This is a genomic window from Iamia sp. (assembly GCF_035575815.1).
GTDB lineage: Bacteria > Actinomycetota > Acidimicrobiia > Acidimicrobiales > Iamiaceae > Iamia.
In genome coordinates, this window is the sequence record NZ_DATLXO010000051.1 from 1 (window position 1) to 23,653 (window position 23,653).

At 71.0% G+C, this 23,653-nt stretch carries 22 protein-coding genes and 2 pseudogenes; 9 read left to right on the top strand and 15 right to left on the bottom strand.

Annotated features, from left to right (window positions below):
• A pseudogene (locus tag VNL12_RS04840) lies at window positions 1-882 on the top strand (nickel transporter); the annotation flags it as partial.
• A gap of 54 nt (window positions 883-936) precedes the next feature.
• On the opposite strand, the gene VNL12_RS04845 reads toward VNL12_RS04840, so the two are convergent.
• Complete coding sequence (locus VNL12_RS04845) at window positions 937-1,599, bottom strand: helix-turn-helix transcriptional regulator (protein ID WP_325592038.1); 663 nt, start codon at window positions 1,597-1,599, stop codon at window positions 937-939.
• A 186-nt stretch (window positions 1,600-1,785) separates the two neighbouring features.
• Here VNL12_RS04845 and VNL12_RS04850 point away from each other — a divergent pair, with 186 nt between their 5' ends.
• The 5 genes from VNL12_RS04850 (at window position 1,786) to VNL12_RS04870 (ending at window position 7,852) form a co-directional block, all read left to right on the top strand.
• Complete coding sequence (locus VNL12_RS04850) at window positions 1,786-3,303, top strand: DUF4331 domain-containing protein (protein ID WP_325592039.1); 1,518 nt, start codon at window positions 1,786-1,788, stop codon at window positions 3,301-3,303.
• Window positions 3,304-4,501: 1,198 nt separating this feature from the next.
• Window positions 4,502-5,146 (top strand): class F sortase, encoded by a 645-nt coding sequence (locus tag VNL12_RS04855; protein WP_325592041.1) that lies wholly within the window; start codon window positions 4,502-4,504, stop codon window positions 5,144-5,146.
• On the top strand, window positions 5,143-6,438 hold the full coding sequence (locus tag VNL12_RS04860) for a tetratricopeptide repeat protein (RefSeq protein ID WP_325592043.1): 1,296 nt from the start codon (window positions 5,143-5,145) through the stop codon (window positions 6,436-6,438). The genes VNL12_RS04855 and VNL12_RS04860 overlap by 4 nt, the downstream gene beginning before the upstream one ends.
• 173 nt (window positions 6,439-6,611) lie before the next feature.
• A complete protein-coding gene (locus VNL12_RS04865; RefSeq protein ID WP_325592045.1) occupies window positions 6,612-7,061 on the top strand; it encodes an ester cyclase in 450 nt (149 codons plus the stop codon).
• 59 nt (window positions 7,062-7,120) lie between these two features.
• The gene (locus VNL12_RS04870; RefSeq protein WP_325592047.1) at window positions 7,121-7,852 is read left to right on the top strand and encodes an alpha/beta hydrolase; all 732 of its coding nucleotides are present in this window, start codon (window positions 7,121-7,123) and stop codon (window positions 7,850-7,852) included.
• 468 nt (window positions 7,853-8,320) lie between these two features.
• On the opposite strand, the pseudogene VNL12_RS04875 reads toward VNL12_RS04870, so the two are convergent.
• A pseudogene (locus tag VNL12_RS04875) lies at window positions 8,321-8,797 on the bottom strand (NAD-binding protein); the annotation flags it as partial.
• Between the two features lie 53 nt (window positions 8,798-8,850).
• A complete protein-coding gene (locus VNL12_RS04880; RefSeq protein WP_325592048.1) occupies window positions 8,851-9,651 on the bottom strand; it encodes a potassium channel family protein in 801 nt (266 codons plus the stop codon).
• Window positions 9,652-9,938: 287 nt separating this feature from the next.
• On the opposite strand from VNL12_RS04880, the gene VNL12_RS04885 reads away from it, so the two are divergent.
• The gene (locus VNL12_RS04885; RefSeq protein ID WP_325592050.1) at window positions 9,939-10,280 is read left to right on the top strand and encodes a hypothetical protein; all 342 of its coding nucleotides are present in this window, start codon (window positions 9,939-9,941) and stop codon (window positions 10,278-10,280) included.
• A gap of 155 nt (window positions 10,281-10,435) precedes the next feature.
• On the opposite strand, the gene hypD is transcribed toward VNL12_RS04885, so the two are convergent.
• From hypD to VNL12_RS04930, 10 genes are all read right to left on the bottom strand, one after another.
• A complete protein-coding gene (gene hypD, locus VNL12_RS04890) occupies window positions 10,436-11,566 on the bottom strand; it encodes a hydrogenase formation protein HypD (protein ID WP_325592052.1) in 1,131 nt (376 codons plus the stop codon).
• Window positions 11,566-11,877 carry a HypC/HybG/HupF family hydrogenase formation chaperone gene (locus VNL12_RS04895; RefSeq protein ID WP_325592053.1) on the bottom strand — a complete coding sequence of 104 codons (312 nt, stop codon included), beginning with the start codon at window positions 11,875-11,877 and terminating at the stop codon, window positions 11,566-11,568. The genes hypD and VNL12_RS04895 overlap by 1 nt, the downstream gene beginning before the upstream one ends.
• Before the next feature lie 88 nt (window positions 11,878-11,965).
• Window positions 11,966-12,070: a DUF6893 family small protein gene (locus VNL12_RS21190; RefSeq protein WP_414654851.1), complete on the bottom strand. Its 105-nt coding sequence runs from the start codon at window positions 12,068-12,070 to the stop codon at window positions 11,966-11,968.
• A complete protein-coding gene (locus VNL12_RS04900) occupies window positions 12,067-12,672 on the bottom strand; it encodes a hydrogenase maturation protease (RefSeq protein WP_325592055.1) in 606 nt (201 codons plus the stop codon). Before VNL12_RS04900 ends, VNL12_RS21190 begins: the two co-directional genes overlap by 4 nt.
• Window positions 12,669-14,057 (bottom strand): hypothetical protein, encoded by a 1,389-nt coding sequence (locus VNL12_RS04905; RefSeq protein ID WP_325592057.1) that lies wholly within the window; start codon window positions 14,055-14,057, stop codon window positions 12,669-12,671. The genes VNL12_RS04900 and VNL12_RS04905 overlap by 4 nt, the downstream gene beginning before the upstream one ends.
• The gene (locus VNL12_RS04910) at window positions 14,054-14,704 is read right to left on the bottom strand and encodes a DUF6084 family protein (protein ID WP_325592058.1); all 651 of its coding nucleotides are present in this window, start codon (window positions 14,702-14,704) and stop codon (window positions 14,054-14,056) included. Before VNL12_RS04910 ends, VNL12_RS04905 begins: the two co-directional genes overlap by 4 nt.
• On the bottom strand, window positions 14,701-15,414 hold the full coding sequence (locus VNL12_RS04915) for a DUF5947 family protein (RefSeq protein WP_325592060.1): 714 nt from the start codon (window positions 15,412-15,414) through the stop codon (window positions 14,701-14,703). The genes VNL12_RS04910 and VNL12_RS04915 overlap by 4 nt, the downstream gene beginning before the upstream one ends.
• A 70-nt stretch (window positions 15,415-15,484) precedes the next feature.
• Window positions 15,485-16,009, bottom strand: a complete 525-nt coding sequence (locus tag VNL12_RS04920) for a NifU family protein (RefSeq protein ID WP_325592062.1) — start codon at window positions 16,007-16,009, stop codon at window positions 15,485-15,487.
• Between the two features lie 71 nt (window positions 16,010-16,080).
• Window positions 16,081-17,874 carry a nickel-dependent hydrogenase large subunit gene (locus VNL12_RS04925; protein WP_325592064.1) on the bottom strand — a complete coding sequence of 598 codons (1,794 nt, stop codon included), beginning with the start codon at window positions 17,872-17,874 and terminating at the stop codon, window positions 16,081-16,083.
• A 5-nt stretch (window positions 17,875-17,879) separates the two neighbouring features.
• The gene (locus VNL12_RS04930; RefSeq protein WP_325592066.1) at window positions 17,880-18,959 is read right to left on the bottom strand and encodes a hypothetical protein; all 1,080 of its coding nucleotides are present in this window, start codon (window positions 18,957-18,959) and stop codon (window positions 17,880-17,882) included.
• A gap of 250 nt (window positions 18,960-19,209) precedes the next feature.
• Between VNL12_RS04930 and VNL12_RS04935 the strand changes: the two genes are divergently transcribed.
• Window positions 19,210-19,542 (top strand): hydrogenase maturation nickel metallochaperone HypA, encoded by a 333-nt coding sequence (locus VNL12_RS04935; protein ID WP_349257801.1) that lies wholly within the window; start codon window positions 19,210-19,212, stop codon window positions 19,540-19,542.
• Complete coding sequence (gene hypB, locus VNL12_RS04940) at window positions 19,542-20,369, top strand: hydrogenase nickel incorporation protein HypB (RefSeq protein WP_325592070.1); 828 nt, start codon at window positions 19,542-19,544, stop codon at window positions 20,367-20,369. The genes VNL12_RS04935 and hypB overlap by 1 nt, the downstream gene beginning before the upstream one ends.
• Before the next feature lie 61 nt (window positions 20,370-20,430).
• On the opposite strand, the gene VNL12_RS04945 is transcribed toward hypB, so the two are convergent.
• Entirely contained in the window at window positions 20,431-21,756 is a 1,326-nt protein-coding gene (locus VNL12_RS04945; RefSeq protein WP_325592072.1) for a PQQ-binding-like beta-propeller repeat protein, read from the bottom strand.
• A 509-nt stretch (window positions 21,757-22,265) separates the two neighbouring features.
• Window positions 22,266-23,653: Sua5/YciO/YrdC/YwlC family protein (locus VNL12_RS04950; RefSeq protein WP_325592074.1), on the bottom strand; the 1,388-nt coding region annotated here is incomplete at its 5' end.

A 23,653-nucleotide genomic window follows, 5' to 3' on the forward strand; every position in this document is an offset into this window, starting at 1 on the left:
GTGTTCGGCCTGGCGCTGGTGGTGAGCAACTCGTCGGTGGCCCCCGAGCGCCTCTATCCCTACCTCGGCACGGCCAGCGGGCTCCTGGTGGCCGGCATCGGCGTCGCGTTGTTCCGCCGAGCGGTGCAGTTCCGGCGGATCTTCCCGACGTTGGCCCCTGGTGCCAGCCGCCACCACCACCACGGCCTCGGCGGCCACACCCACGACCACATCGATCCCGACCATGCCGCGGACCACGCGCACGACGACCATGCGGACCACGCCCACGTCCCGGACCACGCTGACGCCCCGGATCACGCGCACGCCCACGTCCCGGATGACGCTCACGTCCCGGATCACGTCCACGCTCACGCGGCAGACCACGGCTCGCACGACCACGGCTCGCACGACCACGACTCCCACGATCACGACTCCCACGACCACGACTCCCACGACCACGACTCCCACGTCCACCGCCCGGAACACGCCCACGACACCCACGACCGCACCGGGCCCGGGGACCCTGGCGACCATGGTGCGGGCGCCGTCGCGGTGGAGCCCCGCACCGGGCCGGCGATGCGGGCCCGCAACATGATGGCCATGGGGTTCGCCGGGGGGCTCGTGCCCAGCCCGTCGGCCCTGGTGGTGCTGCTCGGGTCGATCGCCATCGGCCGGGCGTGGTTCGGCTTCGTGCTGATCGTCGCCTACGGCCTCGGGCTGGCGGCCGTCCTCGTCGGGGCCGGTCTCCTCATCGAGCGGCTGCGGCACCGGGTCGCCCCCCTGCTGGGGCGCCGATCTCACCCCCGCCTGACCGGGCTCGCCGTCAACCTGCCGATCGTGACCGCATCGCTGGTCATGGTCGGGGGGGCCTACCTGGTGGCACGCGCCCTCGCCGGCGCGTAGCTGCGGTCAGCGGCGGGTACCAGCGGGCCGAACCCGAGCGGGGCCCCGGCCAGCTCAGCGGAGGGGGCGGTCGAGGTGGGGCAGGAGCCCCAGGTGGTGGGCGGCCACGACGAGCTCGACACCGCTGGCGCACCGCAGGCGTTGGCGCAGCCGTTTCAGGTGCTCACGGACCGTGCTGAGGCTGAGGCCGTGCTCCTGAGCGATCTGCTGGGGGGTGAGACCGTCGGCGAAGTGGCGCAGGATGTGGAGCTGCTGGATGGTGAGGCCGAGGTCGCGCCCCACCGTGGCGACCCGCTCGACGTGCTCGTCGGACACGTCGGGCACGTCTCCGAGGCCGCGGCTGGCGATGGCGAGCACTGCGGTCAGTGGCACCGACGTCGACACCACGGCGGTCGCCCCCTTGTCCGTGAGCGTCTCCACCAGGTGGCTGTCGACGAAGCTGGCCACCACGACCACGATGGCGCAAGGGTGGCGAGCACGAGCCGTCGCCACCTCGAGGACCAGGTCTGCCCCCGGAGTGGCGGCCTGGATGATCACCGCGTCGATCTCGTCGGACGGGGCGACGGCCATTGCGCTCAGGCTCGGCCCGGCACCGGCGCAGATGAGCCCCTCGGTGGCCTCGATGGCGAGCTGCAGGGCATCGAGAGGACCGCGCGCCCGGTCGACCAGCAGCACGGCCGACGGTGGGGGCGAGAGTGACCCCTGCTGTGGGCGCATGGTCTAGGGTTCGATCCTGCACGGCTGAAGGATCGGTCACCCTCCTCGGGCGATGGCTCCGGTCAGCCGGGCAGATGACGAAACGGTGACCACCACCACTATTGGGGGTTGGTGGGACGCCTGTTCGTGTGGTTTGATACCTGCGCTCCGAGTACCCGGAGCGTTCTCGACAACAGGAGACGCTGAATGAAGTCCAGGAAACTGCTCGGAGTAGCGGCTACGGCCGCTCTGGCCGTGGGCTTCGCCAGCCCCGCGTTCGGCGCCAGCCACCGCGAGGCACCGCTCACCCAGGGCGATCCCCTCATCGACAACACCGACGTCTACGCCTACACCAGCCCGGACAAGCCCGACACCGTGACCCTGCTCGCCAACTGGATCCCGTTCCAGGAGCCGGCGGGTGGCCCGAACTTCTACCCGTGGGGCGAGAACGTCCAGTACGACATCAACATCGACAACAACGGCGACGCCGTGGCTGACCTCATCTACCGGTGGACCTTCACGTCCAACTACAAGGACGAGGCCGCCACCCTCTACAACACCGGCCCGGTCACCAGCTTCAACGACGCGACCCTGAACTTCACCCAGACCTACACCCTCCAGGAGATCCGCGGCGACGAGGTCATCGACCTGCTGACCGACGCTCCCGTGGCCCCCTCGCACGTCGGTGAGGCGTCCATGCCTGACTACCAGGCGCTGCGCGACGAGGCCATCGTGGACTTCGAGGCCGGGCCCGAAGGCACCTCGTTCGCCGGTCAGGCTGACGACCCGTTCTTCCTCGACCTGCGGGTGTTCGACCTGCTCTACGGTGGCGACCTCAGCGAGACCGGTGACGACACCGTCGCCGGCTACAACGTCAACACCCTGGGCGTCCAGGTGCCCAAGACCGCCGTGGCCGCCGACGGCGACGATGCGGCCAACCCCATCATCGGCGTGTGGAGCACCACCCAGCGGCCGAGCATGCGGACCCAGGCCGCCGACGGCACCATCACCTTCGAGGGTGAGCCGGTCCAGGTCTCCCGCCTCGGCAACCCGTTGGTGAACGAGCTGGTCGTCCCCACCACGCTGCGCGATGCGTTCAACGCCTCCGACCCGGTGGACGACGCCCAGTTCCTGCCCACCGTGCAGGACCCGCTGCTGCCGAAGCTCATCGAGTCGGTCTACGGGATCCCGGCCCCCGCCGCACCCCGTGACGACCTCGTCTCGGTGTTCCTCACCGGCATCGAGGGCGCCAACATGCCCGAGAACGTCGTCCCGAGCGAGCAGCTCCGCCTCAACATGTCGGTTCCGCCCACCGCCGAGCCCAACTCCCTCGGTGTCATCGGTGGCGACAACCAGGGCTTCCCCAACGGTCGCCGCCTGATCGACGACGTGGTCGACATCGAGCTGCAGGTCGTGATGGGCGAGCTCGTCGGAGCCCCGAACGACCTCAGCGACGAGGTGGACGCCAACGACAAGGAGTTCGGCGACACCTTCCCGTACGTGGCGCTGCCCACGCCGGGTTCGGTCGGTGGAGACTCCCGCACCGGTGCTCCGAGCGGTGGTGTCGACTCTGGCTTCGGTGGCCTGGCCGGTACCCCGGGCCCGGGTGAGTCGTCGGACGGTTCCAGCCTTCCCCTCCTGCCCCTCGCCGTGCTCACCGCCGGCGTGGCCGTGACCGGCTTCGGCATCGCCCGCACCAAGCGGACCAAGGTCCAAGGAGCCTGAGCCACTGAGCTCTGACCAAGACCGTCGAGCGGACCGGTCCCCCCGGGGGCCGGTCCGCTCGTCTGTCCCACATCGGCGTGGGGCACCGGCCGGGAGCGCTGGACGACCAGCGGACCCCTCCGGGACGAACGTCCGGCGGCCGGCGTCAGCCGGTCAGCCCGGGCCTCCGGTGCCCTACGACCAGGATTCCGAGAGGCTCGCACCGCTTCCCCGCCCCGCCGTCGCCGGCAGCCAGGGGCCGTCATCTCTCCCTCGCCCTGCGGATGGCGACGTCAGCGGGGAACCAACGGCCCCCGAGCAGCCGGGACGACCGAACCTCGATCGAGTCGTTCACGACAAGACGGACGCATCGGCGACGCGGCTCCCGGCGCCAGCGCCAGGCTCGCTCTCGCCGAGCGGGCTGAGCGACGGCTCGGGCGCTGTGGCCCACGACCAGCAGCGCCTCGCGCCGCCCCGTTCCCGTCCGAGTGCTCCTGCAAGCGACCGCTCGCCTTCGCGCCCGCCAGGCCCGCAGGGGGTGCGCCGGCCGCCCTCGCCTCGACCGACGCCGGAAGCGGCCATCGCAGCGCGCCAGACCGGCGACGGTGGGCTCCGGCGCGCCGAACGCTCGAGCCCGGCCGGGCCCGCGCCGACTCCGGCCCCGCCCGCGACTCGACTGACGGCGTCTGCTCCTTCGCCCTCCCCGGCCCCACCCGCGACTCGACCGACGGCGTCTGCGCCTGCGCCGTCACCGGAGGCGCGAGCCGCCGACGACCCGCCGGCGACACCTGTCGCCCCGCCCCCCAGTGCCGCCGGAGTGAGCGCCGTACCGCCCGGTGAGGACCGGCCGACGGTCCACCGCTCTCGACCCGCGAGCCCATCTCGACGCCCGGACGCCCCACCATCCGCCCTCTCGGGCGCTCGACGCTCGATCCGGGCCCGAGCGCCATCGAGCCCTTCCGAGCCGCCGGAGCCGTCGGCTCCCGATCCCGGTTCCACGACCACATCACAGGACCCGCAGCCTCTGACTCCGGCGGCGCGCCCTGCTATGCCTCAGCAGAGCTCGCCCCCAGACCTGCCGCCGCCACCCACCGCAAAGCCACGACGCATCTCCGCCCGGAGGGCTCCCGGCGTCCCACCGTCAAGCTCTGCGAGCGGGGGGGATCAGAGCCCGCCGGCATGGCGCTCCCGGTCCGCTGCCGTCGCTCGGCGCGCGTCCTTGGTCCTCGGCGGCTTGCTGGTGGTCGCCGGTGTGGCCAGCACCTCGGTCGTCCTCACCCAGAACGAGATCGCGGCCGACGCCGCTCCCACATCGACCTCCACCCCGGTCTCCACCCTGCCCACCGCCACGGTTCCGCCGCCACCGCCGACGACCGCGGGCGCGCCCGCGGCGGTCCCTGCGGCCGTCGAGCCGGCCCCGGAATGGGCGCCGACCCAGGTGCGCGTCCCGAAGATCGGGGTCGACGCACCCATCGATCCACTCGGCGTCGATGAGCAGAACAGCCTGGAGGTGCCGGCCGACACCACCCGCGTCGGCTGGTGGTCGGGTGGGGCGGAGCCGGGCGAGGACGATCCGGCCGTCTTGGCGGGTCACGTCGACTCCACGACCGGGCCCGCAGTGTTCTTCGAGCTCGAGAAGCTCGTCCCCGGTGACGTCGTCGAGGTCGACCGGGTCGACGGGTCCACGGCGCGGTTCATGGTCGAGCGCCTCGAGAGCCACCCCAAGGACGACTTCCCGACCAACGCGGTCTATGGCCCCACCGACTCCTCGACCCTGCGTCTCATCACCTGCTTCGGTGCGTTCGACACCGAGCGGTCCTCCTACCTCGACAACCTCATCGTCTACGCCAACCTCATGCCGTGAGCCTCCTCCGGCGACCCGTCGTCCTCCTGGGCGTCCTGCTCGTGGTGGTCGGGCTGGCGGCCACCATCGCGTCCGTGCAGGGCGACGGCGGCCGCGAGACACCCGGGTCCGGTGCCGACATCCCCTCGACGTCGAGCAGCACGACCGTCTCCGCCGAGGAGGGACGGATCGCCGACCTGCAGGCGAGGATCGAGAGCAATCCCGATGACTGGGAGGCTCTGGCGGCCCTCGGATCTGCCTACGTGGCCCGCGCTGCGGTCACGGGTGACCCTGCCCTGTACCCCCCGGCCGAGGAGGCCGTCGAACGATCGCTGGAGATCCAGCCCGAGGACAACCTCCCCGGCACGATCGCCCAGAGCTCCCTGGCCGCGGCCCGCCACGACTTCACCTCCGCGTTGGAGTCGAGCGAGCGGGCCACCGCCATCGCCCCCGAGAGCCCCGATGCCAAGGCGGTTCTCGGCGACGCCCTCCTGGAGCTGGGTCGCTACGACGAGGCCTTCGCCACCTTCCAGGCCATCGTCGATACTCGGCCCGACCTGGCGGCCTATGCCCGAGTGTCCTACGCCCTAGAGCTCCAGGGCGACATCGACGGAGCCATCGCCGCCATGGAGGCCGCCGAACAGGCCGCCACCGTGCCCTCCGCAGCCGCCTTCGCGGTGCACCAGCTCGGAGAGCTCGAGTGGAACCGCGGCAACGTCGATGAGGCCGTCGAGCACTACCGACGCGCGCTCCGCATCGATCCCGGTTACGTGCGGTCCGAGGCCGCTCTGGCTCGGGCCACCTTCTTCGCAGGCGACGCCGACGAGGCGATCACCCGGTACCGCGCCATCGTCGACCGGCTGCCCTTGCCGCAGTACGTATCGGAGCTGGCTGGCGTCTACACGGTGACGGGACAGGCCGATCGGGCCGATGAGCAGCTCGAGCTCCTCGAGGTCCAGCGCCGGCTGTTCGAGGACGCCGGGGTGCGGGTCGACGCCGACATCGCGGTGATCAACGCCAACCACGGCCTCGCCCTCGACGAGAGCCTGGCGGCGATGGAGTCGGAGTGGGAGGCGCGCAAGAGCGTCTTCGTCGCCGATGCCCTCGCCTGGCAGCTCCACACCAACGGGCGTTCCGAGGAGGCCCTGGAGTACGCGGACGAGGCGCTGAGGCTGGGCACGCGCAGTGCCCTCTTCTACTTCCACCGCTCGGAGATCCACCGCGCCCTCGGCGACGACGATGCGGCCGAGCGAGATCTGTCCGAGGCCGAAGCGATCAACCCGAACTTCTCGATCCTCCACGCCGCTCCCTGACATCCTTCCCGCCGCGCCGCGAACGGCGCGGCGACGGGAGGTGGTCTGGTGCGACGTGGCGCCTGAGCGACCAGATCGCGCCACACCGTCGAGGAGCCGCCTTGCCGGGGCGCACGGTACGTGCTGTGATCTCCTGACGACGGGACGTACGCCGTACCGAGGAGTCGAGATCGATGCCCGAGACCGCGACAGCCGCCCTGCGCGCTGCCCGCGACGTGGTCATCCGGGAGCACATGGACTCCGAGAACCGGCTCGACTTCGACGCGACCATCGCCACCTTCGACCACCCCCGCTACGAGCTGGTCGCTACCGGCCAGGTGTTCGACGGCGAGGATGCGGTCCGAGGCTACTTCGCGGCGTCCCGCGCGGCCTTCCCTGACCAGCGCAACGAGATCGTCGCCCTCCACCACGCCGATGACGTGGTCGTCGTCGAGCTCGACCTGGTCGGCACCCACCTCGGCGAGCTCGCCGGTGCCGCGCCGACCGGTCGTCGGTTCCGGTGCCGCATGGCGGCCGTCTTCGAGTTCGCCGGCGACCGCATCGTCTGCGAGCGGGTGTACTTCGACACCTCGACGATCCTGCGCCAGATCGGTCTCGTCGGCGATGACGCCGGGACGTCGTGAGGCAACCACGACGGCGCGCTCCACACCACGAGGGCGCGCCCCGAGGGAGGAGGTAGGGCGTGATCGTCTTCGTGCACGGGGTGCCTGAGACCGCAGCGATCTGGGACGGGGTCCGCGATCGGATCGACCGTGGGTCCGTCGCCCTCTCGCTGCCCGGCTTCGGCTGCCCCCGCCCCGAGGGCTTCGCCGCCACCAAGGACGACTACGTCGCGTGGCTCCTCGGCGAGCTCGACGCGATCGACGGCCCCATCGACCTGGTCGGCCACGACTGGGGGGCGGGGCTCACGTACCGGGTGGCGACGGCCCACGGGGACCGGCTCCGGTCGTGGACGGCTGACATCGGCAACATCGCCCACCCCGACTACGAGTGGCACGACATCGCCAAGCTCTGGCAGACCCCCGGCGACGGCGAAGCGTTCATCGAGAGCCAGAACGCCCTGGAGCCCGCCGAGCGCGCCCCGCTGTTCGAGTCCATGGGCGTGCCCCACGACGACGCCATGGAGATGGCCGTGGCATCCGACGAGACGATGGGGGGCTGCATCCTCGCCCTCTACCGATCGGCCACACCGAACCCGCACCAGGACTGGGGGCCGTGGGCGCCGACGAGCGCGCCGGGGCTGGTGCTGCACCCCACCGACGACCCCTTCGGAGACGAGACCCAGGCCGCGGAGGTCGCCTCGGCGCTCGGCGCCGGCTTCGTGCGCATCGAGGGGTCCGGCCACTTCTGGCCCTATGAGGTGCCCGACGAGGCCGCCCCGATCCTCGAGTCGTTCTGGGCCTCGGTCGCCTGAGGCCAGTCCCGAGGTCCTGGAGTCCGCGGGGACCTCCCGGCGCGAACCTGGTCGCCTCGGTCCCTTCAGCCGGCGGGGGCCTGAGCCGGGCGGTGACGGCGGACCTGAGCGGCGTCGGCGGGGTAACGGGCCGCGAAGCGTTGCTGAGCCGCCGGATCGGCGATGACGACGAGGTCTGCGCCGGCGGTCTAGCGGATCGTCGATCGACGGGTTGACCGTGACCTCGTCGTCGCGTGCGATGGCCACCACCGTGCAGGCGGTGCGCTGGCGGATGGCGCTGACGGCAAGGGTCTGACCGGCGATGGCAGCCGGCACCGGGGTGCGGAAGACCTCGAGGCCCTCGGCCAGCACCAGGGTGTCGTTGACCCCGAGGACGTTCCAGATCGCCGAGGCGCCGAGCGACGCGTAGGACAGCACCGCATCGGCCCCGGCCCGGTGGAGGGTGGCGACGTTGCGCTCGAGGTTGGCCCGGCCGATGATCTGGATGTCGGGGCGCAGCTGGCGGCAGTAGATCGTGAGGTACACGTTCACGTCGTCATCGTGGGTGGTGATCAGCACCGCGGAGGCCTCGCGGATGCCGGCCCGCTCGAGCACCTCGAGGTCGGCGGCGTCGCCGTGAACGTAGTGGCCGTCGTCTCGGATCCGTTCCTCGCGCTGCTCCACCACGCGGTACGGGAAGCCGGCCTCGCCGAGCACGCGACCGGCGGCCCGACCGACCCTGCCGGCGCCGATGACGACCACCGGGCTGCGGTCGCGCGCCGCAGCCCCGAAGGCGTCGTCGTAGGCCGCGAGCTGCTCGCGGGAGCCGGCGAGGATCAGCACCACTCCGTGCTCGATGAGGGTGTCGGGGCCTGCGGGTCGGTAGCGACCCCGCTCCCAGGTGCCCACCACGTGCACGTTGACCCGCTCGCGCACGTCGGCCTCGCGCAGCGTGCGGCCCACCATGTCGGGGTGCGCGGCGGTGGCCTCGGCGATGCGGAGCTGGTCGAACTCGCCGATCACCTGGCTGCGGGCGTCGCCCCCAGCACCCGCCGGGCCACGGCTCGGCCCAGCACCTCGCCAAGCTGCAGCACCTCGCTGCAGCCGGCCAGCTCGAGGATGTCGACTGACGCCGCGGAGCTCGCGGTGGCCACGATGGGCACCTCGGCGCTGATCTCACGGACCGTGAAGGCGACGTTGGTGTTGGTGGTGTCGGCCCGGGTGGTGGCCACCAGCGCGGCGTGCGCGACCCGTGCGGCGCGGTAGGTGTCGGGGCTGTCGACGTCACCGATCATCACCTCGTAGCCCTCGTCGTGGCGAGCCAGGGCGTCGGTCGGGTCCGACTCGATGAGCACGTAGGTGATCCCGGCGTCGATGGCCCGGCGCACCACGGCGTCGATGACCGGACCGGACCCGACCAGCACGATGTGATCGGCGGTGCCGTCGGGGAGCCGACGCGGGGCGCGGTTGGCGTCGCGCCACGCCACCCACGGCATGAACACGAACTGGATGAACGCGAACGGCAGCAGCACCAGGATGAACAGCGCGCCGCTGATCAACACGACGACCGAGAAGATGCGGCCGGCGTCGCTCTGGAAGGTGATGTCGCCGAAGCCCAGCGTCGACATGACCGTCAGCGTCCAGTAGACGCCGGTGGCCCAGCTGTGCTGTTGGCCCTCTCGCGCCATCAACCCGTGGAAGATGACGCTGTAGAGCGTGATGAGGGCCACGAGCACCCCCACCAGGGCGCCGACCAGGCGGAGGTTGCGCTGACGTGGAGCTCCGGAGAGGTAGCTCAGGATCAGCCCGACCGACTTCACGGGCGCTCCTCGAGCGGGCTCGGCCCGGAGCGGTGGAGGACCGCAGGACAGCGGCGGACGACCGCAGGACGAAGCATCGGATCCAGGGTGCCAGATGGTCGAGGGTCACCGTCGCCACGGAGGGTCCCGGCCCGAAGGTCACCCTCCCCCCCATACCGCTCCGATGGGTGCGAATCGCACCCATTGACCCCACCCCACCCGGGACCGATACTCCGATGTGTGAGCCGTTCCTGACCGGGAGCAACAAGGCTTCGCCGTTTTCCGCACCCTGCCTGGAGATGATGGCCATGCCCGACGAAGGTGACGAAGCGTCCGAGCAGCCGTCCAAGGCGGACCGTGCCGCAGGGGTCGGGCGCATGCTCTCCGGCGATGCTCCTCCTGTGGAGCCGCCCGGGAACGACCCTGAACCGCCCGGCGAGGTCGGCGGGGCGAGCACGGTCGGCGAGAGCACCACGGACCGCGCCGAGGACGTGGCCGATGACAAGGAGCCGGGCCGCGTCGATACCGGTACCGAGGGGGGAGCTGATCGGCCGACCGGCGTCTCCACGGGGCGCGACTCGACCAGCACCGATGTCGAGGAGACCTCGACCGAGGGCCCGGAGCTCCCGTCCGGTGACGGAGGCGGCTGAGCCCTGAGCCCGCTGGCGGGTGGGGGAGACGGGCGAGTCGTCAGGCCACCCGCCGCCGCCCAGTCGCGGCGGGTGTCGCCTGCGGCCTCGACGCTGCGCCGATGGCCTCGAGGACCGGCTCCGCCGATCGGGGGTCGGGGTCGGCGGAGCGAGCCTCAGCCCGCGGCTCGACCCAGGGCGACGGCGGCCTCTCGGTGGAGGCGGCCGAAGTTGTAGTAGGCGGCGCAGGCGCCCTCCGACGACACCATGCACGTGCCGATCGGGGTCTCCGGGGTGCAGGCCGTCCCGAACACCTTGCACTCCCACGGCTTGATGACCCCCTTGAGCACCTCGCCGCACTGACAGGCCTTGGGATCGGCCACCCGGATGTTGGGGAGGCGGTGGTGCTTCTCGGCGTCGAAGGCCGCGAACTCTGAGCGCAGGCGGAGCGCGCTCTGGGAGATGAAGCCGAGGCCGCGCCACTCGAAGTGCGGCCGGAGCTCGAACACCTCGGCCATCGCCCTCAGGGCGGCGGGGTTTCCCTCGTCGCGCACGATGCGGGTGTACTGGTTCTCGATCTCGCAGCGACCGTCACGGATCTGCTCGAGCAGCATGGTGATGCCCTGGAGGATGTCGAGGGGCTCGAACCCGGTGGTGACGAGGGGCTTGCCGTAGTCGGCCGAGACGAAGCGGTACGGGCGGTTGCCGACGACGGTCGAGACGTGGCCCGGTCCGAGGAAGCCGTCGAGGCGCAGGTCGGGGGAGTCGAGGATGGCCTTGATGGGCGGGACGATGGTGACGTGGTTGCAGAAGACCTGGAAGTTGGTGACGCCCTTGGCCTTGGCCCGCAGCAGGGTGACGGCGGTCGATGGCGCGGTCGTCTCGAACCCGACGGCGAAGAACACGACCTCGCGGTCGGGGTTCTCCTCGGCGATGCGAAGGGCGTCGAGGGGCGAGTAGACGAAGCGGACATCCGCGCCTCGGGCCTTGGCCTCGAGCAGGTTCCCGTTGCTGCCGGGCACCCGCATCATGTCGCCGAACGAGGTGAAGATCACCCCCGGCGTCTCGGCCACCGCAATGGCGTCGTCGACGCGCCCCATCGGGATCACGCACACCGGACACCCGGGGCCGTGCACCAGCTCGACGTTGGCCGGCAGCACGTGCTCGATGCCGTGGCGGTAGATCGTGTGGGTGTGCCCGCCGCACACCTCCATGAACTTCACGTGGTCACCGTCGGCCAGCTCGGTGATGCGCCGGACCAACGTGCGCGCCGCGACCGGGTCGCGGTACTCATCGACGTAGCGCATCAGTTCTCCCAGGCCCGGACGGCGGCGGGGGGCTCGTCGGCCGCGGTCGTCGACGACATGAGCGCCTCGACCTCGTCGTCGTAGACCTCACCCATCATCTTGAGCGAGGCCAACGCGAGGGCCGCTTCCTCCTCGTCGATCTTCGACATGGCGAAGCCGACGTGGATGAGCACCCAGTCACCGCAGCCGAGGTTCTCGTCTTCGAGCAGCCCGATGTTGATCACCCGACCGACGCCACTCACGTCGACGCGGGCCAGGTGTTCATGGCTGTCGAGCATCTCTGAGACCTGTCCGGGTATCCCGAGGCACATGGTCTGTCACATCCTCTGCAGGGGGCGGTATCGATTTCGGGGCACGAGCGGCCCGGCGCCGAGGGCGAGCGGGCCGATGATGTCCATCTCACATCTGCTTGATCTTGAGGTAGCGCTGGATGTCGGGCCACATCTTGTAGGCGGCGCCGGCGGTGCCGGCGAGGACTCCCAGGAGGAGGAGGCGGCGGATCATGGTGGGGGCTCCGTTCCTTCGTCGTTGGTGAGGAGGTCAGGGTCGGCCGTCAGGTCGGCGAGCAGGTCGTCGACCATGGCGAGGGCCCGGTCGACCGATGCGGCGACCGCGTCGGACAGGCCGATCACCTCGGCGACCGTCGCCGGCTGGCATCCGACCACGAACACCTGGTCGACCGATCCGCCGAGGTGGGCCAACGTGGCGAGCACGACGGCCGGGCTCATCGAGTGGGCGTCGAGGGCCGGACCGGTGGGGGTCTCGGGGTCGGGCTCGGCGGTCGTCGGCACCTCGGCCTCGACCAGGGCCACGGTGCCGGGGGGTTCTCCGAGGGGCAGGGCGTCGACCAGCACCAGCACGTCGTAGCCATCGAGCAGCTGGTAGGCGAGGTGCAGGCCCCGGATGCCGAAGTCGACGACGGTGACCCCGTCGGGCATCGGGCGCCCGGCCAGTCGGCCCACCACCTCGACCCCGAAGCCGTCGTCGCCGAGGAAGATGTTGCCGATGCCGGCCACCAGGACCCGTGGGCGAGGCGGGGGCGTGCCGGGGTCGGGGTCGGGGTCGATCAACGTGTGGACCAACGTGTCGGTGAGGGACGAGGTCACGACACGACCTCGATCTCGTCGGGGAAGAAGAAGAGGTAGCGCCCCTGCCATGACAGCGCCTCGGTGGCCGGGTCGTCGTCCACGGTGACCGCCACCTGCTGGGTGCCGTCGACATCGTTGAACACACCGGCCACGGTGGCGGCCATCCCCGACAGGAACAGGTCCTGGGCGTCGGCGCGGTGCGACGGCCGCAGCACCACTCGGGTGCCCTTGGCCACGTCGGTCGTGCCGATGCGGACCGCATCGGACCACGGATCGACCTCGGCGTCGACGGCGGGGTCCCACCACGGCTTCGCCGTGTCCTGCACCGGTACCGCCGGACCGTCGGGGCCCATGGTCCTCATCGTGCCGTGGAGGCCCTCCCACGCCTCGGGGGCCATGGTGTCGCAGCGGTCGACGATGGCCGCGGCGCGAGGGTCGGTGGCGCGAGCCTCTGACTTCTCCTCGTCGGTCAGGGTGAGCACGCGCAGGGCGAGGATCTCGTCGATCTCGGTCGAGTCATACAGGTCACCCTGGCTCTCGGGGGCGATGATCGGGTGGTCGTAGAGCGTGATGGGCGACGACAGCACGACGTCGCCCCCACCGGTCGGGTCGGCCACCAACACCGGGTAGGTGCCGTCGTTGTCGCAGTCCCGCGCCGCGTCCTCGGCGTCGGCCGGCGGGTCGAGCAGCGAGACGAACGTGCCATCGTCGACGGCGAGCAGGGTGTGGACGCCGAGCAGGGATCGCGCCATGGCCTGGTCTCGGCGGGCGCCGGCACCGTCCCACGCCGAGCTGTTGGTCACCTCGACCGTGAGCTTGGCCAGCGGGCTGTAGCCCGCGGCCCACGCCGCCTCGACCCTGATGACACCGACCCCGTCGTCCCACCGGCGGACCACCCGGCCGACGACCGAGCCCTGCGCGTCGCGCAGCTCCTCGACCGCGGTCCCGGCCTCGAACGCGAACGGCACCTCGCACCGTCCTTGGTCGACCGGCAGGATCGCCAGCGGGCCAACATCGACCACGCGCTCGACCGCCTCGTCCCACGGGACCCAGCGGACCCCGTCGACGACGAGCGAGTCGACGGGGGCGAAGCCTTCGGGACCGGCCGCCTCCACGGTGCGCCGCTGCTGCTGCAGGAAGCGGACCCGGACGCCGAGATCGGGCGCCGGCCCGGGGTCCACGATGCACTCGGTGCGCAACCGCCAGCGCTCCGAGCCGTCGGCCTCGGCCCAGGCCCGGGGAGCGAGCACGCCGAACTGCCAGCGCACCTGGTTCTTGGTCGACGACGCCCGGTAGGGGTAGAGCACGTAGCCTTCGTACAGGGTGGCGTCGGCCACCGTCCGGGCCGCGGCGAAGCGGTCCCTCGGTGCCTCGGAGACCAACCCGTCGCTTTGCTCCGTCATGGTTCTCCGGCCTCCTTGAGGAGGCGCTCGATGGCCTGGTCCCAGGTGGCGAGGGCCCGGGCCCCCTTGAACCGGGTCAGGTCGTCGAGGGTCTCGCGACTCAACCGCAGCCACCCGCTGTTGGGGAAGTACAGATCCATCATGTCGCGCCACACGCGCACGGGGAGGCGGTACGTGGCCTCGTCGCTCCAGGCCACCGGGCGGGCCGAGAACCCGCCCCCGCCCGCTCCCGCGCCGGGCCCGAAGGCGGTGCCCGAGAAGAGCAGGATCAGCGGTATGTCACCCGCGGTCAGGGCGTGGAGGTACCGCACGCCGGCGACCTCCATGTCGTAGCTGCACTCGATGGGCACGTCGATCTCGGTCGCACCGGTGAACCGGGTGACCATGGCCGAGAGGTGGGTCCAGAGGAAGGGCCGGAGCGAGTCACCCCACTGAGGGATCGAGCCGAAGATGTCGTAGAGGCGGCCCTCCTCATCGGGGGCGTAGGTGCGCAGCTGGGGCTCGATGCGCACCTGGCACTTCAAGGCCAACGCGTGCACGGGCTCGTCGACCGCCGCGGTGATCCGCAGCCGCAACATGATGGTCGGCACGGCCGCGTAGGGCTCCGCCTGGGCGCCGATCACCTCGAACCCGAGCCCTGCCGTCATCGGGCGGCTCGTTCCCGCACCCGGACGAAGAAGGCGTCGAGCGCGTCGCGGGCTTCCTGGCCGCCGTCGAAGCCCCGCCACCCCTGGCGGAGCTCGCCCACCAGCTCGTAGCACCAGTCGATGGGCACGAGGTAGCACTCCGGCGGGGTGGACCGTCGCGGATCGGCCCGCACCAAGAAGGCCTCGACGTCGGCTTCGAGGTCGGCCAGCACCGGGTTGGCGGCCACGATCTCGGCCCACGTCTCGAGCGACAGCAGCGACTCGGTGGCCCCCGCCGGCCCCGGGTAGAAGGCACACACCCGGTCGAGGCTGGAGTTCACGAAGAAGAAGGCCACGCTCACCGGGATCTGGAGCGCGTCCCACTGGGCCGGGGTGAACCCCATCTCGGGGAAGGCGAGGCACCGGTCGGGCACGGCCCGGAAGTGCCCGCCGCCCGCTCCTCCCGACGTGAACAACAGGTAGCAGCCCCGGCACGCGCACATGAGGCTGCGAGCCGAGACGTCGACCACGTGGCCGTGGACGTCGGCGGCGATGGGCTCGCCGCACAGCTCGCAGCGTTCCCCCGGCGCGGGCGGGGGTGGGGCCGTGGCCGCGGCCCGGCGGATGCGCGACAACACCGCCAGGGGCTCACCCGGGCGAGCCCGAGCCGGTGTGTTCTCGGGTTCCGGACCGACCACCTCGTCGGCCACGTCGTCGGGCAGGGCGCTCATCGGCGTCGCACCCGGGTCATGGGACAGCTCCGGGCCCGCTTCTGGTTCGCGCCCTCGCGCTCGCGCTCGCTCATGGCGCGACGGGCTCGGCCGGGCAGCTCGTGTACTCCGGCTTGGGACCGAGGGTGATGGGGACGGATCCGGGGCCGGGGGTCTCGGTCGGTTCCTCGACATCGATGATCGCGATCTCGGGGGCGGCGGCGAGGATCGCCTCCTCGACGGCGTTCTGAAGGGTCGACGCCGAGGATGGGCATCCGTCGCAGCTGCCGAGGAGGCGCAGGTGCACTGCGGCCGCGTCCTCGTCGACGTCGAGGAGCTCGACGTCACCGCCGTGCCCGGCGAGCATGGGCCGCACCGACTCGAGCGCGACCTCGACCCGCTGGGCCAAGCCGTCGGGGTGGAGGCCGTGCACGAGCATCAGGCTGGCGACCAGCTCGTCGGCGATCAGGTGCGGGACCAGGTGGGGGGCGTGCTCGCCCGCCAGCTCGGCGATGCGGGTGAGGCCCGCCCCGTAGAGGTCGGTGAGCAGCGAGACCAGCTCCTCGGCCCTGGCGTAGGCCCGCGCGTCGGGTGACGCCCGGGTGACATCGAGCAACGCCTCGATCCGGACGCCGACGGCGCCCAGGTCGGAGGCCGGTGGTGCAGGCCCGACCGGGCCGACCGCGCCTATGTCTCCAGCCCCGAGTTTGCGCCCTGGGCGGGGGAGTGCGTCTTCTTGAGCACCTTGCCCTTGCCCAGGTACATGTGGACCCCGCACGGCAGGCACGGATCGAAGCTGCGGACGGTCCGCATGATGTCGATGCCCTTGAAGTTGTCCCTGCTGTTCTCCTCGAAGAGAGGCGTGTTGACGACCGCCTCCTCATAGGGGCCAGGAGTGCCGTAGTGGTCCCGGGGACTCGCGTTCCACGGGGTCGGCGGGTACGGGTGGTAGTTGGCGATCTTGCCGTCCTTGATGACCATGTGGTGGCTGAGGACGCCGCGCACCGCTTCGGTGAAGCCGCAACCGATCCCCTCCTCGGGCACCTCGAAGGGCTCCCACGTCTTCGTCAGGCCGGCCTTCACGTCGTCGAGGGCCTTCTCGATGAAGTCCAGCGCGGCCGCTGCCGCGTAGGCCTGGAAGTAGGAACGGGCTCGATTGCGCTCGATGGTGTTCGACCACTGCGGGACCTTCCACTCGAGGGTCACCTCGGGCTTGAGGGCCGTTCGGGGCAGGTGGATCTGAACGCTCTGGCCGGTCGCCTTGAGGTGGTCGGTGTTGACCAGGCCCGACAGGGCCGTCGACCACAGGCGAGCGAGGGGCCCTCCACCGGTGTCGAGGGCGAGGTGGTCGGTGCCGTCGAACCAGCGGGGCGACATGACCCAGCTGTAGTTGGAGTCGAAGTCACGCTTCTGGGGCTTGGGGTTGGTGTGCTGGTTCCAGGGGTGGCGGCGATCGACGGGGTTCCCGAGCGGGTCCTTGGTGACGAACATCTCCTGGTCCTCCCAGTCGTCGTAGAACGACGAGCCGAGGAGGATGCGGATGCCGAGGTTGATGTCGACGAGGTCGTTGGTGACGAGCTTCCCGTCGATGATGACCCCGGGGGTGACGGCCATGGCCCGGCCCCACTCGCTCATGTCGCGGTAGTCGAAGTTGCACACGTCGGGGTCCTGGAAGGCGCCCCAGCAGCCGAGGAGGGTGCGACGCAGACCGACCTGCTCGTAGCCCGGCATGGCCTCGTAGAAGAAGTCGAAGAGGTCGTCGTGCATGGGTACGACCCGCTTCATGAACTCCACGTAGCGCATGAGGCGCGTGTAGTAGTCGGTGAAGAGCTGGATGGTGGCGGTGGTGCCGACGCCGCCGGGGTACAGCGTCGAGGGGTGCACGTGGCGGCCCTCCATGAGACAGAACATCTCCCGGGCCAGACGGCTGACCTGGAGCGCCTCGCGGTAGAACTCGCCCGTGAACGGGTTGAGCGACCGCATGATGTCGCCGATCGTGCGGTAGCCGTGGTCGGCGAAGTGCGGTGACTCGGTGCGGTTGGCCTGCTCGAGCACGCCCGGGTTGGTCTCGGCGACCATCTTCTCGCAGTAGTCGACGCCGACCAGGTTCTCCTGGAAGATGCAGTGGTCGAACATGAACTCGGCCGCTTCGCCCAGGTTGACGATCTGCTCACCGAGAGCCGGCGGGCGCACCCCGTAGGCCATGTTCTGGGCGTAGCAGGAGCAGGTGGCGTGGTTGTCGCCGCAGATGCCGCAGATGCGGCTGGTGATGAAGTGGGCGTCGCGTGGGTCCTTGCCCTTCATGAACACGCTGTAGCCGCGGAAGATCGACGAGGTGCTGTGGCACTCGGCCACCTTGCCCGTGCCGAAGTCGATCTTGGTGTAGATCCCGAGACTGCCGACGATGCGGGTGATCGGATCCCACGCCATCTCGACGAGGCCGTTCTGATCGGCACCTCGGGTGGGGGACTTGGTTGCCATGGTTCCTACTTCCGGGAGCTGTTGTAGCCGGTCAGGAGCTTGTTGCCGGGGACGCGCCACTTGGGCTCGTCGTTCAGGGTCTTCTGCGTGATGCCGCGGAGGCGACGGATCACCGAGCCGTAGGCGCCGATCGAGGTGGTCGACACCTTGCCGCCGGGCGGTTCGTCCATGAAGGGCATGAACTTGTCGGGGAAGCCCGGCATCGTGCAGCCGATGCAGATGCCGCCCACGTTGGGACAGCCGCCGATGCCGTTCATCCAGCCCCGCTTGGGCACGTTGCAGTTGACCACCGGGCCCCAGCAGCCGAGCTTCACGATGCACTTGGGCGAGCCGTACTCGGTGGCGAAGTCGCCCTGCTCGTAGTACCCGGCCCGGTCGCAGCCCTCGTGCACCGTCCTCTCGAACAGCCACTTCGGGCGCAGCTGGTCGTCGAGCGGGATCATCGGGGCCTGGCCGGTGGCCTGGTACAGCAGGTAGAGGATCGTCTCGGACAGGTTGTCGGGCTGGATCGGGCAGCCGGGCACGCACACGATGGGCAGGCCGGCCTTCGACTTCCAGTCCCAACCCAGGTAGTCGGGCACACCCATGGCGCCGGTCGGGTTGCCGGCCATGGCGTGGATGCCGCCGTAGGTGGCGCAGGTGCCGACGGCCAGCACGGCGAGGGCCTTGGGGGTGAGGCGGTCGAGCCACTCGCTCGTGGTCATGGGCTGGTCGGTGTCAGGGTTGTTGCCGAACCCGCACCAGTAGCCCTCGGACTTGATGGCCTCGTTGGGGATGGAGCCCTCGACGACCAAGACGAAGGGCTCGAGCTCACCGCGGTCGGCCTTGAAGAACCACTCGAGGAAGTCATCGGCGCCGCCCACCGGCCCGCACTCGAAGTCGATCAGCGGCCAGTGCATGGCGATCTTGGGCAGCCCGGGGAGGGCGCCGAGGGCGATCTCCTCGATGCTCGGTTGGGTCGCGGCGGTGAGGGCGACCGAGTCGCCGTCGCAACTCAACCCCGCGTTGATCCAGAGGATGTGGACGACGGGTTCCTCGTCCTCGGTGTCAGCGGCCACGCCGCTCGGGGCTTCAGTGGTGGACATCAGTCCTCCTGTTCGCCATGGCGCAGCGTGGATCCGACTGCGCCGACCAAGAGGTAACCCGTGAGGGCGCCGGACCGCAATGAGTGCCTTTTGCACCCATGGCGCGATGGACCTCGTCGAGGGCCGGCCGGGATCTTCCTCGCCGGGGGCGAGGTTCGGGTGATCCGGCCTCCGTCGATGCGACCGACGGGCAGACGCCCGACTCGCGGGGTACGGTCGGGTCGAGATCGTCCGCGATCGATGGAGCGCCATGCACGAGATGGCCATAACCCAGAGCGTTGTCCGCGCTGTTGCTGAGCGCTGCGAGGGACGCGATGTCGATCAGGTCACCCTCCTGATCGGCCGGCTCTCGGGCGTCGTGTCCGACTCGGTGCGGTTCTGCTTCGAGCTGTGCACAATGGGCACCGAGCTGGAGGGGGCCGACCTCGACATCGTCGACGTGCCGGGCCGGGCCCGGTGCCGGGAGTGCGAGGAGCTCGTCGAGCTGCCGGACTTCATCGCCCTCTGTCCGTGCGGCAGCGCGGATCTGGAGATCGTCGCCGGCCAGGAGCTCTCGATCCAGAGCGTGGAGGTCAAGGTCTGATGTGCAGCACCTGCGGATGTGCCGGTGACGGCGACCCGGTCATCACCGACCCGGCCCACGTCCACTCTCACGATCACGATCACGACCACGAGCCCGGTCACTCCCACGGCCACGGTCACTCCCACGACGGGGAAGGTGCGGCGCCGCACGTCCAGGCGCCGGTGACGACCGAGACCCTGACGCTCGAGCAGAAGGTGCTGGCCGAGAACGACCTCGGGGCCGCCCGCAACCGGGGCTGGTTCGACGGCCGCGGCATCCTGGCCCTCAACCTCATGAGCTCACCGGGCGCGGGCAAGACCACGCTGCTCGTGCGCACCATCACCGACCTCGCGGGTCGGCGTGAGCTGTCGGTCGTCGAGGGTGACCAGGAGACGTTGTTCGACGCCGAGCGCATCCGGGCCACCGGAACCAAGGTCGTGCAGATCAACACCGGGAGCGGTTGTCACCTCGACGCCGACATGCTGGCGCGGGGCCTGCGCGTGCTCGACCCCGCCGTGGGCTCCGTGGTCCTGATCGAGAACGTCGGCAACCTGGTGTGCCCGGCGTTGTTCGACCTGGGCGAGTCCGCGCGCGTCGTGATCATGTCGGTGACCGAGGGCGGCGACAAGCCGCTCAAGTACCCCCACATGTTCCGCTCGGCCGACCTGCTGATCCTCAACAAGGTCGACCTGCTGCCCTACGTCGACTTCGACGTCGGGCGCTGCACCGCCGATGCCCGCCGGCTCAAGCCGGACCTCGAGGTCCTTGCCGTCTCGGCGACGACCGGCGACGGCCTCGACCAGTGGTACGCCTGGCTCGACCGCACCCTCGCCCCCGCCGTGCTCTGACGCCCCGCTGGCCGGTGGCGTCGTCGCCAGCAGCCGACGCGACGGTGTCGATCCGGGCCGTTCACCCGAACGCCAGCAGCTCGCCGTCGTCGGTGGCCACGAACAACCGATCACCTCCGACCGCCACGTAGGCCACGTCGGCGCCGGCGTCGACGGTCCACCTCTCCTCCAGCGTGTCGAGGTCATAGGCCTCGATGTCACCCGAGCCCGTCTCGCAGGAGATCACGCTGATGTCCGTGAACGCCCCGTCACAGTCGTTCTCGTCGCTGGGGAAGGTCGCCTCCCCGATGTCCTCGCCGTCGGAGAGGCGGACGAGGCGGATGTCCTGGTCGCCGTCGCCGCTCGAGATCGACAGGATGCGATCGTCGTCGACCGGGAAGGCGAACGCGTTGCTTTCCTCCCACGTCGGCTCCCCTCCCGATGCCGGGTACGCAGCCGCCTCGACATCGATCTCCTCGTCGTCGAACGTGCTCCGCTGGACGACGATGTGCTCTCCGACGGGGAAGCCCGACCAGGCTTCGTCGCCGGAGGGGAGATCGAGGGTGGCGACCTCCTCCCCGTCGGAGAGGCGACGGAGCTCCAGCTCGTCGGTCGTGGTCGAGAGGGCGACGGTGGTGCCGTCGCACAGGCCCAGCTGGCCTTCGGCGTCCCAGCGCTCGTCGCCGCTACGCAGGTCGTAGGCGGTGAGCGACGACGGGGAGAAGTCGGCTGCGTCGTCCCCGGAGTCGTCATCCTCGTCAGTGGAGATGACCACCGCGTCGCCGCACGGGAGCACGTCGTCGCCCTCCTCCGACCACAGCTCCTGACCGGTCTCCCGGTCCACGGCCACCACCATCGAGTCGACGGCCTCGACGATGAACACGTCGGACGCACCCAGGGGGAGGCGCGCGAAGAACTCGATGGTGACGTAGCTGTCCGCCAACCTCCCGCCGACCTCCCACAGCTCGTCTCCGCTCGACGCGTCGACAAGCCTCGTGACGTCGTCACCGGACTCACCGAGGTCCTCGTTGACCGCGGTGTCCTCGCCCCGGTCGACCAGCAGGACCTGGTCCTCCCCGATCGGCATGACGATCCCCGGCTCGAGGTCGCCACCGACCTCGGCGTCCCACAGCTCGTCACCGTCGGAGGCGGCGAAGACCCGGATGGCGACGGCAGCGTCCTCGTCGGAGGCCTCACTGTCGACGTCCTGCTGAAGGACGTAGACGCGCTCGTCGTCGGCGACGACGAGGGTGTCGAGATCGTCGTCGATCTCTGTCCTCCACTGCTCCTCGGGCTCGCTCCGGGGTCCACGGCCGAACCCCTCCCCGCCGTCCCCATCGCCACCGGTCAGGCGGTGGACGGCGATGGCACCGGCGACGACCACCACGACGGCCACGACCAGGATCATCAGCGCCCGCCGGGAGCCTCCGGCAGGAGCCGCGGGACCGCCGCCGGGCGGAGGGCCGCCGAAGGGCCCTCCACCGTACGGGCCCGCCGTAGGAGCCGGGCGGGCCGCCCGGCGCCACGCCGCTCTGCGACGGCGGTCCCCAGCCGGGAGCAGGCGCTCCCGAGGGTGGGAGCCCCGACGGTGGGCCCGGGTTCCACCCCGGCGGCCCACCTGTCGGAGGTTCTGGATGCGGGGTGCTCATATCTGGCTCCTCGGTCACGGCCATCCGCGGACGATCGACGAGGTCGGCCGGGGCGCGGACGATCGACGGGGTCGGCCGGGGTGCCGACCGTAGGCGTCAGCGCCTGGTGACGCCGGGACGAGGCCTCGGGCTCCATCGCACCGGCCGCCTGGTCGAGCGGATCGTGAGCGCCGGCATCAGATCGTTCGCCGCTCGGCCTCGTCCTCATCGATGCAGACATCTCGATCCTCCCGCCGCCGGCGCCACCTGAGGACACGCTGGCGCCGGGTCAGCTTCCGGTCGCGGCGGCGGCGACGGCGGCCTGGCCGATGCTGATGCCGCCGTCGTTGGCGGGGATGCGCTGGTGGACGAGCACCGTGAGGCCGGCGTCGAGGAGCGCGCCCTCGACCACCTCGGTCAGGCGGGCGTTCTGGTAGACGCCGCCGGTGAGGGCGACGGTGTCGAGGCCGTGGTGCGCCGTGATCTCGGCCGCCAGGGCGGCGGCGGCTGACCCCAGCGCCTCGTGGATGCCGGCGGCGACGACCTCGGGCGCCGTGCCCCGTACCAGGGCGTCGACGACCTGCTCCACGAGCCCCCGCGGGTCGATCTGGGGCAACGCCGCCGAGCGGTCGATCGTCACGACATCGACCCACCGCGGAGCGTCATCGCGGTCGACCCGGCGGGCCAGGGCCTCCAGCTCGATCGCGGCCTGGGCCTCGTAGGTGGCGACCGTGCGGCCGGTCACCAGTGAGCCGAGGGCGTCGAACAGCCGGCCCACGCTCGTGGTGACCGGGCCCAGGCCGGCGGCGATCACGGCGGCGACACCGTCCCGTCGGGCTTCGTCGACGACCGGCGCAGGAGCTCGCTCGCCGCAGCCGGCGGCTGCCGTCCACGCCGCGGCCATCCGCCACGGCTCGCGGATCGCCGCCCCACCTCCGGGCATGGCGATGGGGCGCAGGTGCCCGACGCGCTCGGCGTCCCGGAGGTCGGCGACGAGCAGCTCGCCTCCCCACAGCGTGGCGTCGGTGCCGTAGCCGAGGCCGTCGAACGCCAGGCCCAGCACCGGGTCGGTGCGACCGTGCTCGACGAGGCACGAGGCGACGTGAGCGTGGTGGTGCTGCACGCCCACGACCGGCAGGTCGAGGTCGTGGGCCAGCTTGGTCGACAGGTACTCGGGGTGGAGGTCGTGGGCGACGACCTCAGGGGTGACGTCGTAGAGGTGGCAGAGGTGGTCGATGGCCTGGAGGAACGACTCGTAGGTGGCGAGGTGCTCGAGGTCGCCGATGTGGTGGCTGGCCACCACGAAGCCGCCCTGGACGACGGCCACCGTGCTCTTGAGCTCGGCCCCGACGGCGAGGATCGGGCGGGCGGCGGTGACCGGCAGCGCCACCGGCTCCGGTGCGAACCCGCGCGATCGGCGCAGCACCTGCACCCCTCGCGAGGTGGATCGCGCCACCGAGTCGTCGCAGCGGATGTGGATCGGTCGGTCGTGGGTGAGCAGGCCGTCGACCATGGGCCCCAACCGGCGAACGGCGTCGTCGTCGTCGTGGGCGATGGGCTCGTCGCTGACGTTGCCGCTCGTCATCACCAGCGGCCGGTCGACGGCATCGAGCAGCAGGTGGTGCAGCGGGCTGTAGGGCAGGAGGAGGCCCACCTCGGTCAGCCCCGGCGCGACGC

Excerpts from the sequence above, each read along its gene's own strand:
- hypB (WP_325592070.1), top strand. The coding sequence starts at position 19,542 with ATGTGCAGCACCTGCGGATGTGCCGGTGACGGCGACCCGGTCATCACC.
- VNL12_RS04925 (WP_325592064.1), bottom strand. The coding sequence starts at position 17,874 with ATGGCAACCAAGTCCCCCACCCGAGGTGCCGATCAGAACGGCCTCGTC.
- hypD (WP_325592052.1), bottom strand. The coding sequence starts at position 11,566 with ATGCGCTACGTCGATGAGTACCGCGACCCGGTCGCGGCGCGCACGTTG.
- VNL12_RS04945 (WP_325592072.1), bottom strand. The coding sequence starts at position 21,756 with ATGATCCTGGTCGTGGCCGTCGTGGTGGTCGTCGCCGGTGCCATCGCC.
- VNL12_RS04885 (WP_325592050.1), top strand. The coding sequence starts at position 9,939 with ATGCCCGACGAAGGTGACGAAGCGTCCGAGCAGCCGTCCAAGGCGGAC.
- VNL12_RS04930 (WP_325592066.1), bottom strand. The coding sequence starts at position 18,959 with ATGTCCACCACTGAAGCCCCGAGCGGCGTGGCCGCTGACACCGAGGAC.
- VNL12_RS04865 (WP_325592045.1), top strand. The coding sequence starts at position 6,612 with ATGCCCGAGACCGCGACAGCCGCCCTGCGCGCTGCCCGCGACGTGGTC.
- VNL12_RS04905 (WP_325592057.1), bottom strand. The coding sequence starts at position 14,057 with ATGACGGAGCAAAGCGACGGGTTGGTCTCCGAGGCACCGAGGGACCGC.
- VNL12_RS04910 (WP_325592058.1), bottom strand. The coding sequence starts at position 14,704 with ATGACGGCAGGGCTCGGGTTCGAGGTGATCGGCGCCCAGGCGGAGCCC.
- VNL12_RS04845 (WP_325592038.1), bottom strand. The coding sequence starts at position 1,599 with ATGCGCCCACAGCAGGGGTCACTCTCGCCCCCACCGTCGGCCGTGCTG.
- VNL12_RS04850 (WP_325592039.1), top strand. The coding sequence starts at position 1,786 with ATGAAGTCCAGGAAACTGCTCGGAGTAGCGGCTACGGCCGCTCTGGCC.
- VNL12_RS04935 (WP_349257801.1), top strand. The coding sequence starts at position 19,210 with ATGCACGAGATGGCCATAACCCAGAGCGTTGTCCGCGCTGTTGCTGAG.
- VNL12_RS04915 (WP_325592060.1), bottom strand. The coding sequence starts at position 15,414 with ATGAGCGCCCTGCCCGACGACGTGGCCGACGAGGTGGTCGGTCCGGAA.
- VNL12_RS04895 (WP_325592053.1), bottom strand. The coding sequence starts at position 11,877 with ATGTGCCTCGGGATACCCGGACAGGTCTCAGAGATGCTCGACAGCCAT.
- VNL12_RS21190 (WP_414654851.1), bottom strand. The coding sequence starts at position 12,070 with ATGATCCGCCGCCTCCTCCTCCTGGGAGTCCTCGCCGGCACCGCCGGC.